Origin of the sequence: uncultured Mucilaginibacter sp. (assembly GCF_903893715.1) — a bacterium.
Classification (GTDB): domain Bacteria; phylum Bacteroidota; class Bacteroidia; order Sphingobacteriales; family Sphingobacteriaceae; genus Mucilaginibacter.
The window spans coordinates 1-15,363 of sequence record NZ_CAITNG010000113.1 but is presented as its reverse complement, the minus strand read 5'-3'; the positions used below and the strand labels follow the sequence as shown (position 1 = coordinate 15,363).

Genomic DNA, 15,363 nt, shown 5'->3' with positions numbered 1-15,363 from the left:
CAACGGCATAGATAACCCCATTGCTTCCGATTTTTTGGCATTGGATATCAAACAAGCCCTTCACTACCTTGGCGAGATTACTGGCGTGGTTACTACAGATGACCTGCTGGACAATATCTTTTCAAAGTTTTGTATCGGAAAGTAATGAACTTTACACTTATTTAGGCGCGCTCAATTTAATATGGGTTGGCTCGTTCCTGTCGCAGGTAAGGGTACCGTCGGGGCGGTATTTTAGCTCTGTCACCTGTATCCAACTGCGCTTGTTGATTTCAACAAAATAAAAGAGGTAGGCGTGGTCGTTATTGACGACGACGTCTGCATGGTCGCCCTTGCCGTTGTCCTCTTTGCCCGTGCCGGGGATTTCAACGAGGCGTTCGTCCTGACGTTTCCAGGTGGTCCAGTCGGGGCTGTTGTATACGCCGAGGCCCTTCCAATTGTCCACAATGAGCCAGTTATGGCCTTTCCAGGTAAAGGCGATGGGGCCTTCGCCGCTCATATCGTGTACGGCCAGGCCTTTGTCGGTCCAGTGGTAAAGGTCTTTGCTATCCGCGTAATAAATGGATTTGCCGTCCTTCTCGTTGTTATAAAACATGCGGAAGGTGCCATCTTGCATTTTTACCACATAAGGGTCGATAACCTTGTTATTGACCAATGGGACTATGGCCTCAAACTTCCAGTTACGCAGGTCGGTACTGGTAAGGTGGACGATGTTTCGGGGGTGGTTCCAGTCAGTAAAGGTGCCGGGAACATAGGTGAGGAACATATGGTACAAGCCCTTGTTTTCGATGAGCGCGGGTGCCCAGTGGGTAAAGCCGGAATCGGGCCGGTAGTTGATGTTGGCGGTATCCACATACTTCCAATGTGCGCCATCCACCGATTCGGCAATGCCGATGCGGGTGCCATGTACCCAGGTAACACCATGGGCATTGGCATCGGTAGCGCGGCGGTTGGTGTACAGCATAAACCACTTGTGTTCTTTGCGGTTATAGATGAAGGCAGGGTCGGCAGCGCCATCATAGATAGGGTCGTGAAAAAGAGGTTTATCGGCAATATCGCTTTGGGCGTGCAGGGTGGCGGGTATGAGTATCGCGAAAGCAAAGACAAAAAGACTGAGTTTGAGTATAGGGCGCATATGGGAATTGGCTTATAGGTTGATGCAAATTTGGCAAAAAAAGCCGTTTGTTTTGCAATATGGTATTTTGTAGTTATTTTAACCCACTTATAGTAAAGGTATTAAAAATCAACACTCAATGAAAAAGATAACATCCATGGCGTTACTGTTGCTACCGGCGGCAGTACTTGCTCAAACAGGCACTTTTGCCATAAAGGGAACGGTAAGCAATGTTAACGCCCCGGCAAAGGCATTTTTGATATACAGCGGCGATACACAAAGTATCACAGACTCGGCTAATGTGGTGAATGGCAGCTTTGAGTTTAAGGGTACTTTGGCCACAGCTACCAGCGGCTCGCTGATACTGGCACACGCGGGCGAAACAATGGGCACGATACGCCGGTCGCGCAAGATTGACCGTTTGAGCATTTATGTAGAGGCGGGTACAATCAATATTAAGGGTGCTGACTCAGTTTATAAGGCTACAATAACAGGATCGAAACTGAATACCGAAAACCAGGCATTACAGGCAGAATTGAAGCCATTTAATGATAAGATGACCGCGTTGTACGCAGAAGAAGCAGCGGCAGGTAAGAATGTTACCCCCGAAATGAATGACGCGTTTGACAGGCGTGAAAACGCCATCGACGCGGAAAAAAAGGTGGTTTACGGTAAGTTTATCAAGGCCCATCCGGCTTCGCTGGTAAGTTTGAACAACATACAAGGGTATATAGGTTATTATGCCGAGGCATCCGATTTGGAGCCGATGTATAACATCCTGTCGCCCGAACTGAAGGCTACCAAACAAGGCAAGGCTTATGCCGAGATGATACCGAAACTGAGGTTGGTTGCTTTGGGTGCGCAAGCGCCGTTGTTCAGCCAAAATGATAAGGATGGTAACCCGGTTACGCTGGCATCGTTTAAAGGCAAGTATGTGCTGATCGATTTTTGGGCATCATGGTGCGGCCCTTGCCGTCATGAAAATCCGAACGTGGTAAAGGCTTATAACCAGTTTAAGGATAAGAATTTCACCATTTTGGGTGTGTCGCTGGATCAGCCAACCGGCCGCGACAGGTGGTTAAAAGCCATTGCCGACGATGGCCTGGTTTGGACACAGGTAACCGACCTGAAATATTGGAAGAACGAAGTATCGACCCTGTATGGTGTGCAGGCCATACCGCAGAACTTTTTGATAGACCCTGATGGAAAGATCATCGGCAAGAACCTGTTCGGGCAGGAATTGGTAAAGAAACTGGCCCAGGTTACCGCGGGTGGTACCACAAAGAGTTCGACCGGGGTTACTACCGGCAGCATGAACAAGTAATTCAACATTACAAATGAATATAACATTTAAGGGCTTAATTGCCCTTTTTTTGGTTTTGACGACAGGAAGGGTCTTTGCCCAGCAGATTACACTGAGACATAATGTTAAAAAGGCTATCGAAACAGTAAAGCCGGATGAGATAAAGGCCGACATAGCCTATCTGGCTGATGACAAGCTAAAAGGCCGCATGCCCGGCACCGAAGGTTACCAAATGGCGGTGGATTATGTGGTTGGTCGTTTAAAGGATTTGAAGGTGAAGCCTGCGGGCGAAAACGGTACCTGGCTGCAAACGGTGCGGTTGCGCAAGGCGACCACCGGCAAGGATGCAAGCGTTACGCTCATTAATTCGGGCGATTTGGTTGCCACTTATGGACGTAATATCTCGATAACGCCAAACCCTGTCTTGCCTAATGTGTCGTTGAATGCGCCATTGGTATTTGCGGGTTACGGTGTGAGCGAACCCCAATTAGGCTATGATGACTATGCGGGATTGGATGTAAAAGGCAAGATCGTGTTAATAACCCGAGGGGCACCGACACAGTTCTCGTCGTCGGTAATGGCGCATGTGATGAATGTTTCGACGATACTAAAGACCGCGGCACAGCATGGGGCTATAGGAGTTATTGTTGGTCCGGCTGACTCAACAGCCCGATTTTTTGGCGGCGGCAACCGTGGCGTTTATAGTGTGATGGATGCGAAAGGGAATGTGGCCGTATCGCGGAGCTTTTATGCCGAACAGGTTAAGCTTTCCGCCAATATCGATTATAAAACATTTAGCGCTTTGGTGAAACAAGAGGACAGGGACTTAAAGGATATTTTACCACAGTTGAAGGCAGGTAAGCCACAGTCGTTCGCGTTGAAGGCAGGCATCAATGCCGCTTATCATTCCGATTACCAGGATATAGTAAGCTATAACATCATCGGCAAAATTGAAGGCACCGACCGCAAGTTGAAGAATGAATATGTTGTCCACAGCGCCCACCTGGATCATTTGGGCATTGGTGCACCTATACAGGGTGATTCGATCTACAACGGCGCTCATGATAATGCATCGGGCGTAGCCAGTTTGTTGGGTATAGCCAAGGTATATTCCAATATGCGAAAGAAGCCCAAACGCTCCATCTTGGTGGTGATGGTAACCGGCGAGGAAATGGGTGAACTCGGTTCGGGCTATTTTGCCGCTTATCCAACAGTACCAACAAAAAGCATAGTTGCCGATGTGAATACCGACATGCCTACCATTATTGCACCATTGTTGTCGATAACGGCCTTGGGTGCCGAGCATTCCTCGCTGGCTAAGCAGGTGGATGAGGCGGCAGGATATTTAGGTATCAGCGTTGAACCTGACCCGGAGCCGGCCCAGGCGCGTTTCACCCGCAGCGACCAGTATAGTTTTGTGGTAGAAGGCATACCGGCGCTCCACATAAAATATGGTAACAAAACCGCCGACGGTAAAAATAACCTGGCCGATATTGTGGCACCATGGCGGGCAAAATACTATCACAAGCCGCAAGATGATATCAATGGCATATTTGATTTTGAAGCAGGTAAAAAATATGCCCAACTCAACTTTTTAATAGGATACCTGGTGGCCCAGGATGCGGCTAAGCCCGTTTGGAACGCCGGAGACATCTTTAGCATATCCGACAAATAGTAACCCGGATGTAATATTTTGGTTGGATTTGGTGTTTCGCTGAATAATTTATTATAACTTCACGTTATAATGTTTAACACAAAAATTTATAATTAAATATAATAGATTATAATCAATTGTTATGGATACCGAAACACTTATAGCCCCCGCCTCATTACTATCACACCTGGTTTGCCCCGAATGTGGAACGGTTCATTCCGCCACGGTTGTGAATACGGTTTGCATCAACCCCGATTGCAGGTCGACCCTTTTTGCAACTTATGATCTGCGCCCGGTACTAAGCAAAAACATGCTGAAATTGAGGCCTGCTAACATGTGGCGCTATAAGGAGTTTTTGCCTGTTATCTACGAGCGTAACATTGTTACCATGGGCGAAGGCTTTACACCAATATTACCCGCCCAAAGCCTAAAAGCCATTGCGCCCGATAACTTGGTGTATTGGAAAGATGAATCAGGTAATCCTACAGGTTCGTTCAAAGCAAGGGGCATCAGCGCAGCGGTATCAAAAGCAAAAGAACTGGGTATCCAAACCATAGCTGTGCCCACCGCAGGTAACGCCGGTGGCGCTTTGGCAGCCTATGCGGCACGTGCCGGTATGCACGCCGTGGTGTATATGCCCAAACTTACCCCCAAAGTTTTTAAAGACGAATGCAGGCTGTATGGCGCCACGTTGGTTGAAATTGACGGCAACATCAGCGACTGCGGTAAATTGATCAACGAACATGCCCTAATCAATGATTGGTTCCAATTATCCACGTTAAAGGAACCTTATCGCCTTGAAGGCAAGAAGACAATGGGCTACGAAATTGCCGAGCAGTTTAACTGGCACCTGCCCGATGTCATATTCTATCCCACAGGTGGCGGCACCGGGTTGATAGGTATTTGGAAAGCATTTGATGAATTGGAGCAATTGGGCTGGATTGGGAGCAAAAGGCCCAGAATGGTAGCTGTGCAGTCGCAAAGCTGCGATGGTATCGTACAAGCCTTTCATTCAAAACAGGCTACCTCATCCTTTGTTGATGGCGGTTTTACCATTGCCAACGGTTTGCGTGTACCAAAGCCTTATGCCGATAAACAGATATTGAAAGTACTTCGCGAAAGCAAAGGCTACGCGGTTACTATAAGCGACGATGAAATGCAGTTTGCCGTTCAGCATATTGCCCGTACCGAAGGTATGCTCATTGCCCCCGAAGGTGCCGCCCTTTGGCAAGCCTTTAAAAAATTACGGGCAGCTAATTGGATACAACCGGGCGAGAGGGCGCTGCTCATCAATACAGGCAACGGGTACAAATATCTGGAGAACATAGAGATACCGGGCTAATACGTTACGCTATTCCTCAAACCTGATAATTATTCCTAATTTCGGGCTTTGCAGAATATGGATACCCTATTACAGCTTCGACACGTTAACGTTACCCGTTATGTTACGCCATTGCGCGAAGGTGGCTCTATGCCTGCCATTGCCGAAGCGGATGACGACTTTCTGTACGTGCTCAAGTTCCGCGGGGCAGGGCAGGGGGCAAAGGCGTTGATAGCCGAGTTGATCGGTGGTGAAATAGCCCGTAAACTTGGTTTTAAAGTCCCCGAGATTGTATTTGCCAACCTCGATGAAGCCTTTGGCCGCACGGAGCCCGATGAGGAAATACAAGACCTGCTTAAAGCAAGTGTAGGGCTAAACCTGGCGCTGCATTACCTGCGAGGTGCTATCACCTTCGACCCGGCAATTACCGGTGTCGACCCGGTGCTCGCCTCGCAAATTGTTTGGCTCGATTGCTTCCTCACCAACATGGACCGTACGTGCCGCAATACCAATATGCTGCTATGGCACAAGGAGCTATGGTTGATAGACCATGGCGCTTCGCTTTATTTTCATCACTCCTGGCAAAATTGGGAAGAACAAGCTTTGCGGCCATTCGCTTTGGTGAAAGACCATGTACTGTTGCCCCGCGCCGCCGAACTGGAAAGTGTTAATGCAGCTTTCAGAGGCATCCTCAACCCTGATTTTTTGAGTTCGGTTGTTGATTTGATACCCGATAGCTGGCTGGTAAAAGATTCGCCCTTCCAAACCGCCGACGAACACCGTTCAGCTTATTTGAAATACCTTACATCGCGTTTAGCAAATTCCGAAATCTTTGTAAATGAAGCCCGAAATGCACGAGAAAACCTTATTTGAGTACGCCGTTATACGCGTTGTACCCAGGGTAGAGCGCGAAGAGTTTCTGAATGTGGGTGTGGTTTTGTACTGCGCCAAACAAAAGTTTTTGCGGGCTGTTTTTCAGTTGGACGAACAACGCCTAAAATCCTTATCCGCTGATCTGGATGTCGACGAAGTAAAAGAACACCTGTTGGCCTTCGAGCAGATATGTATTGGCGGCACGCAAGGCGGTCCGATAGGCAAATTGGATATGGCCTCGCGTTTTCGGTGGTTAACGGCCACACGTAGTACGGTTGTACAATGTTCAAAAGTGCATCCCGGTTTTTGCAAGGATTCCGCCGAAACCCTTAATAAGTTACATCAGCAGTTAGTGCTTTAAACAAACCTTTATGCCACCCATTCTACAAGAAAAGCCTGCTGAAAAAGAGAACCTGCACCCGCGCAATTTGCACCGGGGAAGCTATAATTTTGGACAGCTGGTTAAAGCCTCTCCCGAGTTACGCAAGTTTGTGTCGCTCAATAAGTACCAGCAGGAAACTATCGATTTTACCAATGCCGACGCGGTAAAAGTTTTGAATCGTGCCCTGCTCAAAGCCTATTATAATATTAACCACTGGGATATACCCGAGGGCTTTTTGTGCCCGCCTATACCGGGCCGGGCCGACTATATCCATTACCTGGCTGATTTATTGGCCGAAAGCAATGGCGGCGTGTTTCCTCCGGGCAAACAGGTCAAAATATTGGATATTGGCATAGGGGCAAACTGTATTTACCCTTTATTGGGCCTGCGCAGTTATGGCTGGCATTTTGTTGGTTCTGATATCGACCCGGCGGCTATCCAATCGGCAAACGCCATCATCTCATCCAACAAGAATACAGTGGGTAAGATTGAAGCCCGCTTGCAGCCAAAGTCGGCCGATATTTTCAACGGTATCATCAAACCCGGCGAGTTTTTCGACGCCACCATTTGCAACCCGCCATTCCATGCATCGCTAAAAGAAGCACAAGCCGGTACACTTACCAAATGGCGCAACCTGGGCAAAGAACAAAAGAAAGACATGCTGAACTTCGGCGGACAGAAAGCGGAACTTTGGACTGCCGGCGGCGAAACTGCCTTTATCAACAGGATGATAGAGCAAAGCGCGCAAATACCCGACAGCTGTTTTTGGTTCACTACTTTGGTATCCAAAAAAGACTCATTAGAGGCTATTTATCGTACGTTACATTGGTTCAAGGCGGTGGATGTGAAAACCATCAGCATGTCGCAAGGGCAAAAGGTGAGCCGTATAGTAGCCTGGACTTTTTTAGATGAAGCCAAACAGCAAGATTGGAAAGCCAAACGGTGGGTTGCAGCTAAAGACTAAGCCTCGTTTTCGGCCTGGTAAATGATGATTTCTTTGCCAATCATGTTCACTTCGGCATCCGTTTCAAACGTTGGGGTCTCGGTTTCGTGGTCAAGCTTTATCCATTGTTGCTCGGTGTCTTTTTGTATCTTAACATATTCAATACCATCTTTAAAAATGGTATACATGTCATCCTCTTCCGGGAAAACTGAATAAGTAATCGGGCCTATCTCGATATCGAATGGTTCTTGCATGGGTTCTAAACTATCCTGCAAAGGTAAAAATACTTTGTCAATTCCGTTCAGCAGGGTCGGGTATACTGCCTCCTGTCCTGTTTGCCTTCACCAGTATTTTGATGGTGATCGGGTATTTGTTAGATAGTTGGAACAAAGCATTAAGCACATTGGCTGGTGCCGAAGTATTGACAACAGGCGTGGTGGCGTTGATGTCGGCATTAAAACGGTGTCCGTCGTTGCCGATAGTAAGGTATGAACCTGGGATATAGCCCATATAGTTGCTGCCTTTGATTAGGAAAGGCGATATAAAGATATGGTCGTACCAGGAGCTTGCGCCGCCATTGGTTCCGCAACTGTTGGGGTAGTTGGACAACTGCCGTGTAGAAGTAGTTAAATAAGAACAATAGGGTACGGGGTTATTGTCCCAATCTGCCGGATAGGTAAATACCTTGTCGGGATAAAACGGCGGGTCGCTCATCTGTGTCGTCGTGTCCGCTGCGCTGATGATGCTTTGATAGCCCGCTTCGGTAGTGTTATGCTGGTTACAATCGCCCATCACAATCAGGTTCGAGAAGTAAGCGAACCTTTTACGTAGAGCAGCCATTTCCCCGCTTTCCTGCGCGTCGCGGACCGCGTTTGGCGCACTGCCCGATTGGGTATGGTTCACCACCACATATAAATAAGTGGTATCGTGCGTAATGGCAAGGTTAGGGTCGTTATAGTATAGTTTGTACAGGTCGAAGTCGGATACGTTGGCGTACAAATTGAAGGTGCTCACATACGTCAGCTTCTGCTTGTTATAAAACAGCACGCTCATTTTGCTATCGGCAGATGTGTTTGTCGGGGTGCAATAGGCAAACTTATTGGGGAAAACCGCGTTCAATGCGTTGTTGGTTATTTCGGCAGCCAGGTTATATGGTGTGGGCTGCGTGGGGTCGAAGGCGTTCATCTTTTCGGCGCTGAACAGATCGGGTTGTACGTACTGCACAATGGTTTTTAAATACCCTTCCAAAGTAGCTACCGAGCCCTGGCATAAATCGCCAAAGTTGAGCACATTATAAGCCATTACGTTCAGGGTATCCAACTTGGCTACCGTATTGGGCAGGGGTGTAGTGCCGCCGCTATAAGGAGGCACTCCGGTGTTTACGGGTGGCGGTGTTACCGGAGGCGGTACAATTATAGGGCCTGTGCTGGTAGTCGTTGATTTTGAGCAGGAATAAACGACAGCTGCAGACAGTGCTACAAAAATGAACAGGTAGACCGGCTTTTTTTTCATCGTACAAAAGAACGACAAAAACCTCGTTGCTACCCGCTCAGGGAAATTTGATAACCCTTAGTTCACAAAAAATTAACACGTTATCTACTACCCGTGTTTCTTCTTCTTGTTCATTTTGGCCTTTTTGCTTGCGCTGATATTATAGGTCTTAGCGTTGCTGGCCTTTTTTTCGTGGAAAGCCTCGCCGCGCACCGGCTCGGTATTCTTCGGCATTGGCCTTTTCTTTACTTCTGCATCTTTCACATCCTTGCTCACGATCAGGTTCTCCGGCAATTCAGTTACCTGCATCTTCTTCCCTGTAGCTTGCTCTATCTTTCTTACATCGGCCAGTTCATGGTCGGTACTAAAAGTTAATACTTCCAAATCCTGCCCGTCCCTTTTTACAATGCGTTGTATAAAAGTTTCTTTCTCCACAGGCAGTTCAAAATGGATAATGGTATCGATGCGGTAAAGGTCGGTTGTTACCTGCAACTCGTTCGCCACGATCAGTATCGAATAAGCGTCCTGGTCCTTAAAATCGTCTATATGCTCAAACCCCGCCGACTCAAAAAAAATGGGCTTCAACAATGCCGCCTTTTTCTTTACCCCCTGAAACATGCTATTGTACAGCTTTTCGGCAGTTAAACGTGTATTTACGTACACCACCATTTTGTTTTTGGCAGCTTGTTCGCCCAAAAGAAGGTTAAGCAGGTTGATTTTGGTCTTGAAGTTCGGTACGGTGTACAACAACTGCTCGTAAACCTCTGCCTTAGCTTCGGTCAACTCTTCCACTTCAATAATCGCCGCGTCGTTCATAAACGGGTCTATCATCAGCTCCAGCTTGCTGTGCATCACCTCGGTAAACACTAAGTGCTGGCATTTGGTGATGCTGTTGGCTAATTCGTTCACAGGTAACTGCAAGCCTTGCTTTACAATGGCTTGCGCGTCATCCACCACAAACATCATGATCTTGTTCAGGTTCAAACCCAGTTTCAGGTATATGGCACGAGCCCTGTCGGGCGTAGCTACCACAATGTCGCAACCATCGGCCAAGGCATTCATCTGCGTTTCGGTCCCCGGCGTAGCATACAGGCTTACAATGCGTATGCTTTCGTTCTTGTTCAAACGATGGAACATCTCCGTAACCTCCAACACCCGTTCCTTATCGGGAACCAAAACCAAAGCCCTCGGTGCTTCCTCAACCCCATATTTTAAACGCATCAGCACACCGATGATATAGGCCGTAGTTTTACCACAGCCCTCAGGCCCAACGGCAATAATATCCTGTCCGCCTATCATCCGCGTCAACGTTTTTGCCTGTATCTCTTTAGGTGTTAAGTACCCGGCCTCGGTTACCGAGCGCACCAATTGCTTGTTCAGCTTTAATTTCTCTAACCACATTGCGGCAAAGGTACGGGTTTTTGAGTTGTGTGTTGTAGGTTACCTGTTGCGAGTGTTTGTCAAATTGCACCAACAGTTTTTGAAGAGATAAACAACCCATAACTCGCAGCCCGAAACTCCCAACTCAAAAACCCGTACCTTTGCCCCACAATGATAAAAGAAGCCCTCGCAAAACTCAACATAGCCGAACTGAACCAAATGCAGCACGCTGCGCTCAATGCCGACGTAAGTCGCGATATGGTACTCCTGTCGCCGACAGGTTCAGGCAAAACCTTGGGCTTTTTGCTCCCCGTTTTAAAAACCCTCGATCCGGCTGTTGCCGATGTGCAAGTACTCATCATGGTACCCTCGCGCGAACTGGCCTTGCAGATCGAACAAGTCTTCAAAACTATGGGTACCGGCTTCAAGATCAATTGCTGCTACGGCGGGCACGATACCAAGGTGGAACGCAACAACCTGTCGCAGCCGCCTGCTATTTTGGTGGGAACACCGGGCCGCATCGCCTATCATATCAAACGCTCAAACTTCAAGACCGACGCCATCAAAACCCTGGTGTTGGACGAGTTTGATAAAGCCCTCGAATTTGGCTTTGAGAACGATATGTCCTACATCATCCGCAATTTGGTCGGCCTCCAGCGCCGTATCCTCACCTCGGCCACCCAAATGGATAATATCCCCGCTTTCGCGGGAGTAAAGGCCCCGGTCGAGCTTAACTTCTTGAAACGCGATACCAGTGCCTCGGCCCTTCAACTCAAAGCGGTGATTACTGAGCCAGACGAAAAGCTGGAGACCCTGTTCAAACTCATCTGCACCATTGGTAGCAAGGTTACCTTGGTGTTCTGCAACCACCGCGATGCCGTCGATCGTATCTCCGAGTTATTGTGGGATATGCGCGTCATCCACGATGTATTCCATGGCGGTATGGAGCAGGAAGACCGCGAAAAGGCCCTCATCAAGTTCCGTAACGGCAGCAGCCGCTTGCTCATCACTACCGATTTGGCCTCGCGCGGCTTGGATATACCCGAGATCGAATACATCATCCACTATCAGGTACCGCACAATAAGGAGGCCTTTACCCACCGCAACGGCCGCACGGCGCGCATGCACGCCAAAGGCACGGCCTACCTGTTGTTGACGCCCGATGAACGCCCCGATTTTTTGGAGGCCAAATACGAACTCGAAACCCTGCCCGAAAGAACCAAGCTCCCCGAACCAACTCCCTGGGCAACTTTGTATATTGCAGCAGGTAAAAAGGACAAGGTGAACAAGGTAGACATTGTAGGCCTTCTGTTGCAAAAAGGCAAGCTCAACAAAGATGAACTTGGTCTCATTGAAGTGCTCGACTATTCGTCCTACGCTGCGGTTAACCGCAAACTGATCGCCGCGACTGTCGACCTCATCAAGAACGAGAAGATAAAGAACAAAAAAGTAAAGATCGATATTTCAAGATAACACCATGAGTAACAACGATATAATGAAGAAACTGCGCGTTGCGCTCCAGTTACGCGACGATGATATCGTCGAGATACTAAAGCTCGCCAATTTCAAGACCACCAAAGCCGAGCTTGGCGCGATATTCCGTGCCGAGGACCATCCCAATTTTAAGCCCTGCGGCGACCAGATCCTGCGCAACTTTCTGAACGGGCTCGTCATCCACCTGCGTGGCCCAAGACCCGAAAAATAAGCCATGCCCCAGTTTAACCGACCCGAAGTTTGGCAACGCGGCCCTGTACCGGGCATACCGCCGTTGTTACAGCCCGTGGCCCATGCTCTACTCGAAGCCCGCGAAGAGGTGACCATTATCATGGAAGGCTTCCCCGACGCCCGGCTTTGGGAAACACCGGCAAGCATGGCATCACCCGCCTTTCACCTCGAGCACATGGCCGGGGTAATTGACCGCCTGTTTACCTACGCCCGTGCCGAAGCCCTGACCGTCGATCAACTCCATTACCTCGCCAACGAAGGCAAAGCCTATCTCGACGACAACATCACCCCAAAACTCGTAGCCGCATTCTCGGCAAAGGTCGATTCCGCCATCGAGCAACTAAGCCATACCGACGAAGCAACCCTCACCGAACCACGCGGCATTGGCCGCCTCCAGGTACCCACCACACACCTCGGCCTCCTGTTCCACTGCGCCGAACACATCATGCGCCACACCGGCCAACTGCTCGTAACCGTACAAGTGATAAAAGACAAGTGGTAGGGGGGTAAAAGTAGGAAATTTAAAAGCCCCGTCTCTACACTATCCTATAAAAAGCTTTCAGCTTTATGCTTTAAGCTTCCCGCTCAAAAAGGGGGGTAAAAGTGGGAAATTTTTAAAGTCCTTATCACCGCTGTCTACTGCAACTGCTACTGCCACTCAAAAAATGGGGAAAGGTAAAATATTTTCATCCCTATCAACTCTCCAACTTTTTGACTTTTGACTTTTGACTTTTGACTTTTGACTTTTGACTTTTGACTTTTGACTTTTCAAAAGGGGGGGGTAAAAGTAAGATATTTTTCAAAGAACAAATCAGCCTAATCAAATCAATCAAATCCAATCAGCGGTCCCTACAATATAAGAAAAATTATTGAAACCCTGAAAAATAATTGAACTTAACTCCGACTTCCGACCTCAGTCCTCCGACATCATTTCTCTTTCTTATGCTCCGAAGTCGTATGGAACTCCACTTCCGGGAAATCGCGCTTCGCCAAATTGATCATAAAATCGTTATCAGCTAAAAACACCGGGTTGCCCTCTTTATCGGTGGCTATATTGTGCGCCCTGCGTTGCATAATCTCGCCCAGTTTCTTTTTATCTGTCGATGTTATCCAGCTCGAACGTTTAAAGGTCAGCAACCTGAACGCCGCCTTCGCCCCATACTCATGCTCCAACCTAAAGCTGATCACTTCAAACTGCAGTTCGCCCACAGTACCGATAATCTTGCGGTTACCCGGCTGCTGAACGAACAATTGCGCCACACCCTCTTCGGTGAGTTGCTGGATGCCTTTTTCCAGTTGTTTCGATTTTAGCGGGTCGCGGTTCTCCACCTCCTTAAATATCTCTGGCGAGAAGCTGGGTATGCCCTTAAACTGCAGTTTTTCACCTTCGGTCAGCGTATCGCCAATCTTAAAGTTGCCGCTGTCGTATAAACCAACCACGTCGCCGGGCCAGGCTTCTTCCACCAGGCTCTTCTCGTTGGCCATAAAGTCCATCGGGTTGCTAAATTTTAGCTTCTTGTCCAGGCGGGTATGGTAGTAAAACTTGTTGCGCTCAAACTTGCCGCTGCATATCCTCAAAAAGGCGATGCGGTCGCGGTGGTTCGGGTCCAAATTGGCATGTATCTTAAACACAAAACCGGTAAAAGGCTTTTCGGTAGCCAATACCACACGGCTTTCAGCATCACGACTTTTAGGGCTTGGCGCGATGTTGACAAACGTATCCAACAACTCCCGTATCCCAAAGTTATTAATGGCACTTCCGAAAAATACCGGGGCTAACAAGCCCTCCAAATACATTTCTTTATCCAGTTCGCCATAAACACCACCAATCAGTTCCAGGTCGTCTTTAAGGTCGGTAAGTTCCTTTGGTTTCAGGTGCTTGGCCAGTTCCTCATCATCCAGGTCTTTCACCTTGATAACGGGCTCTGTTATTTTGTTCTTGTCCGGGTTGAACAGGTTTAACTGCTGCTCGTAAATATTATAAACGCCTTTAAACGTATAACCCTGACCGATAGGCCAGCTCAACGGACAAAGGCTGATGTTTAATTGTTTCTCAATATCGTCCAACAGGTCGAAAGCATCTTTCCCCTCACGGTCCATCTTGTTGATGAACACGATCACCGGCGTATTGCGCATCCGGCAAACGCTCATCAGCTTAAGGGTCTGCTCTTCTACGCCTTTCACACTGTCCACCACCAAAATAACACTGTCCACCGCCGATAGCGTGCGGTAGGTATCCTCGGCAAAATCCTTGTGGCCCGGGGTGTCTAATATGTTGATGCGCTTGCCTTTATACTCAAAACCCATTACGGATGTAGCCACCGAAATACCACGCTGCTTCTCGATCTCCATAAAGTCCGACGTGTTGCTTTGGTTGGCTTTGTTGCGTTTTACGGCCCCGGCGGTATTGATGGCGCCCCCAAACAGCAAAAACTTTTCGGTTAAAGTGGTTTTACCCGCATCGGGGTGGCTAATAATGGCGAATGTTTTTCTTCTTTCTATTTCGGGGTAAACCATAAACGCGTTTGCGGAAGCTTATGCAGCCTGTTTTTAATAAGGGTGCAAAGATAATAATTTTGAGGGTGATTTCACCGATTCGAAAGTGATTACACCGATGCTTATACTTTGAAAAAATATTTACTTTTATTACGGGATATTTAAACCTTGTGATGAAAAGTATATTGGTCATTTTGTTAAGTTGTATTATACTAAAAGCCAACGCGCAAGAAGGCGTAAACTTCGATAACAAAATAACCAAACAACAAATTGCCGCCTGTAAAATACAAGAAATGGACGAGTATATCTATTACGTTGAGGATGGCAAATTAACAGGCGATAGCTTACTTTCTTCAAAAACTTGTTATAATAAGAACGGTGATGTAGTCTCTATCGCGCAAGTTAATACACTCTCATATTTTTGCAACTATAATGATAAAGGACAGTTAATCAAGGAAACGACGATTTATTCTGGTACCGACACTTCGGTTTGGGTTAATTCCTATAATAAAAAAGGGCAGGTAAGCAGGCAAACTTGCGAATCGCCCGACTCCACTAAAGGTGAATATCGTGAGTATAAATACGATAGCAAAGGGCATTGGATCAAAGAAAAATGGTATAAAAATACAGGCGTGCTTTACGGAACATCACGCCGTAGATATGTGTAAATCGTCAGCTGAAAGT

15 protein-coding genes and 1 pseudogene are annotated in these 15,363 nt (G+C 47.8%); 11 read left to right on the top strand and 5 right to left on the bottom strand.

The window, feature by feature from the left end:
- Positions 1 to 145: pseudogene (locus QZX97_RS13095) on the top strand (tRNA uridine-5-carboxymethylaminomethyl(34) synthesis GTPase MnmE); the annotation flags it as partial.
- Positions 146 to 157: 12 nt separating this feature from the next.
- Here the strand turns inward: QZX97_RS13095 and QZX97_RS13090 are convergent.
- On the bottom strand, positions 158 to 1,132 hold the full coding sequence (locus QZX97_RS13090; RefSeq protein WP_295655162.1) for a glycosyl hydrolase: 975 nt from the start codon (positions 1,130 to 1,132) through the stop codon (positions 158 to 160).
- 118 nt (positions 1,133 to 1,250) lie between these two features.
- Between QZX97_RS13090 and QZX97_RS13085 the strand changes: the two genes are divergently transcribed.
- The 6 genes from QZX97_RS13085 to rlmF all read left to right on the top strand — a co-directional run bounded on the left by QZX97_RS13085 (position 1,251) and on the right by rlmF (position 7,608).
- Positions 1,251 to 2,435, top strand: a complete 1,185-nt coding sequence (locus QZX97_RS13085; RefSeq protein ID WP_295655164.1) for a TlpA disulfide reductase family protein — start codon at positions 1,251 to 1,253, stop codon at positions 2,433 to 2,435.
- Between the two features lie 13 nt (positions 2,436 to 2,448).
- Positions 2,449 to 4,089 carry a M28 family peptidase gene (locus QZX97_RS13080; protein WP_295655166.1) on the top strand — a complete coding sequence of 547 codons (1,641 nt, stop codon included), beginning with the start codon at positions 2,449 to 2,451 and terminating at the stop codon, positions 4,087 to 4,089.
- Positions 4,090 to 4,210: 121 nt separating this feature from the next.
- Positions 4,211 to 5,410, top strand: coding sequence for a threonine synthase (locus tag QZX97_RS13075; protein WP_295655168.1), 1,200 nt, complete (start codon positions 4,211 to 4,213; stop codon positions 5,408 to 5,410).
- 57 nt (positions 5,411 to 5,467) lie between these two features.
- Positions 5,468 to 6,262 (top strand): HipA family kinase, encoded by a 795-nt coding sequence (locus QZX97_RS13070; RefSeq protein ID WP_295655170.1) that lies wholly within the window; start codon positions 5,468 to 5,470, stop codon positions 6,260 to 6,262.
- Positions 6,240 to 6,623, top strand: coding sequence for a DUF3037 domain-containing protein (locus tag QZX97_RS13065; RefSeq protein ID WP_295655269.1), 384 nt, complete (start codon positions 6,240 to 6,242; stop codon positions 6,621 to 6,623). Before QZX97_RS13070 ends, QZX97_RS13065 begins: the two co-directional genes overlap by 23 nt.
- Positions 6,624 to 6,633: 10 nt before the next feature.
- Complete coding sequence (gene rlmF, locus QZX97_RS13060) at positions 6,634 to 7,608, top strand: 23S rRNA (adenine(1618)-N(6))-methyltransferase RlmF (protein ID WP_295655171.1); 975 nt, start codon at positions 6,634 to 6,636, stop codon at positions 7,606 to 7,608.
- Here rlmF and QZX97_RS13055 read toward each other — a convergent pair.
- The 3 genes from QZX97_RS13055 to QZX97_RS13045 form a co-directional block, all read right to left on the bottom strand.
- A complete protein-coding gene (locus QZX97_RS13055; protein ID WP_295655173.1) occupies positions 7,605 to 7,841 on the bottom strand; it encodes a hypothetical protein in 237 nt (78 codons plus the stop codon). The genes rlmF and QZX97_RS13055 overlap by 4 nt on opposite strands.
- Positions 7,842 to 7,878: 37 nt before the next feature.
- A complete protein-coding gene (locus QZX97_RS13050) occupies positions 7,879 to 9,099 on the bottom strand; it encodes a hypothetical protein (RefSeq protein WP_295664697.1) in 1,221 nt (406 codons plus the stop codon).
- 87 nt (positions 9,100 to 9,186) lie between these two features.
- Positions 9,187 to 10,479 (bottom strand): DEAD/DEAH box helicase, encoded by a 1,293-nt coding sequence (locus tag QZX97_RS13045; RefSeq protein WP_295655177.1) that lies wholly within the window; start codon positions 10,477 to 10,479, stop codon positions 9,187 to 9,189.
- Between the two features lie 150 nt (positions 10,480 to 10,629).
- Between QZX97_RS13045 and QZX97_RS13040 the strand changes: the two genes are divergently transcribed.
- From QZX97_RS13040 to QZX97_RS13030, 3 genes are read left to right on the top strand one after another with little or no spacing between them, the layout of a single operon-like run.
- On the top strand, positions 10,630 to 11,931 hold the full coding sequence (locus QZX97_RS13040) for a DEAD/DEAH box helicase (RefSeq protein ID WP_295655179.1): 1,302 nt from the start codon (positions 10,630 to 10,632) through the stop codon (positions 11,929 to 11,931).
- Positions 11,932 to 11,935: 4 nt separating this feature from the next.
- Complete coding sequence (locus QZX97_RS13035) at positions 11,936 to 12,163, top strand: DUF1456 family protein (protein WP_295655180.1); 228 nt, start codon at positions 11,936 to 11,938, stop codon at positions 12,161 to 12,163.
- Between the two features lie 3 nt (positions 12,164 to 12,166).
- Positions 12,167 to 12,685, top strand: coding sequence for a DinB family protein (locus QZX97_RS13030; protein WP_295655181.1), 519 nt, complete (start codon positions 12,167 to 12,169; stop codon positions 12,683 to 12,685).
- Positions 12,686 to 13,110: 425 nt separating this feature from the next.
- Here the strand turns inward: QZX97_RS13030 and QZX97_RS13025 are convergent, their stop codons facing one another.
- Positions 13,111 to 14,700 carry a peptide chain release factor 3 gene (locus tag QZX97_RS13025; protein WP_295655183.1) on the bottom strand — a complete coding sequence of 530 codons (1,590 nt, stop codon included), beginning with the start codon at positions 14,698 to 14,700 and terminating at the stop codon, positions 13,111 to 13,113.
- 152 nt (positions 14,701 to 14,852) lie between these two features.
- On the opposite strand from QZX97_RS13025, the gene QZX97_RS13020 reads away from it, so the two are divergent.
- Positions 14,853 to 15,347 (top strand): hypothetical protein, encoded by a 495-nt coding sequence (locus tag QZX97_RS13020; protein ID WP_295664696.1) that lies wholly within the window; start codon positions 14,853 to 14,855, stop codon positions 15,345 to 15,347.
- The last annotated feature ends 16 nt before the right edge of the window (positions 15,348 to 15,363 follow it).

Coding starts and splice junctions, on each gene's coding strand:
- QZX97_RS13090 (WP_295655162.1), bottom strand. CDS start 1,132: ATGCGCCCTATACTCAAACTCAGTCTTTTTGTCTTTGCTTTCGCGATA.
- QZX97_RS13085 (WP_295655164.1), top strand. CDS start 1,251: ATGAAAAAGATAACATCCATGGCGTTACTGTTGCTACCGGCGGCAGTA.
- QZX97_RS13080 (WP_295655166.1), top strand. CDS start 2,449: ATGAATATAACATTTAAGGGCTTAATTGCCCTTTTTTTGGTTTTGACG.
- QZX97_RS13075 (WP_295655168.1), top strand. CDS start 4,211: ATGGATACCGAAACACTTATAGCCCCCGCCTCATTACTATCACACCTG.
- QZX97_RS13070 (WP_295655170.1), top strand. CDS start 5,468: ATGGATACCCTATTACAGCTTCGACACGTTAACGTTACCCGTTATGTT.
- QZX97_RS13065 (WP_295655269.1), top strand. CDS start 6,240: ATGCACGAGAAAACCTTATTTGAGTACGCCGTTATACGCGTTGTACCC.
- rlmF (WP_295655171.1), top strand. CDS start 6,634: ATGCCACCCATTCTACAAGAAAAGCCTGCTGAAAAAGAGAACCTGCAC.
- QZX97_RS13055 (WP_295655173.1), bottom strand. CDS start 7,841: ATGCAAGAACCATTCGATATCGAGATAGGCCCGATTACTTATTCAGTT.
- QZX97_RS13050 (WP_295664697.1), bottom strand. CDS start 9,099: ATGAAAAAAAAGCCGGTCTACCTGTTCATTTTTGTAGCACTGTCTGCA.
- QZX97_RS13045 (WP_295655177.1), bottom strand. CDS start 10,479: ATGTGGTTAGAGAAATTAAAGCTGAACAAGCAATTGGTGCGCTCGGTA.
- QZX97_RS13040 (WP_295655179.1), top strand. CDS start 10,630: ATGATAAAAGAAGCCCTCGCAAAACTCAACATAGCCGAACTGAACCAA.
- QZX97_RS13035 (WP_295655180.1), top strand. CDS start 11,936: ATGAGTAACAACGATATAATGAAGAAACTGCGCGTTGCGCTCCAGTTA.
- QZX97_RS13030 (WP_295655181.1), top strand. CDS start 12,167: ATGCCCCAGTTTAACCGACCCGAAGTTTGGCAACGCGGCCCTGTACCG.
- QZX97_RS13025 (WP_295655183.1), bottom strand. CDS start 14,700: ATGGTTTACCCCGAAATAGAAAGAAGAAAAACATTCGCCATTATTAGC.
- QZX97_RS13020 (WP_295664696.1), top strand. CDS start 14,853: ATGAAAAGTATATTGGTCATTTTGTTAAGTTGTATTATACTAAAAGCC.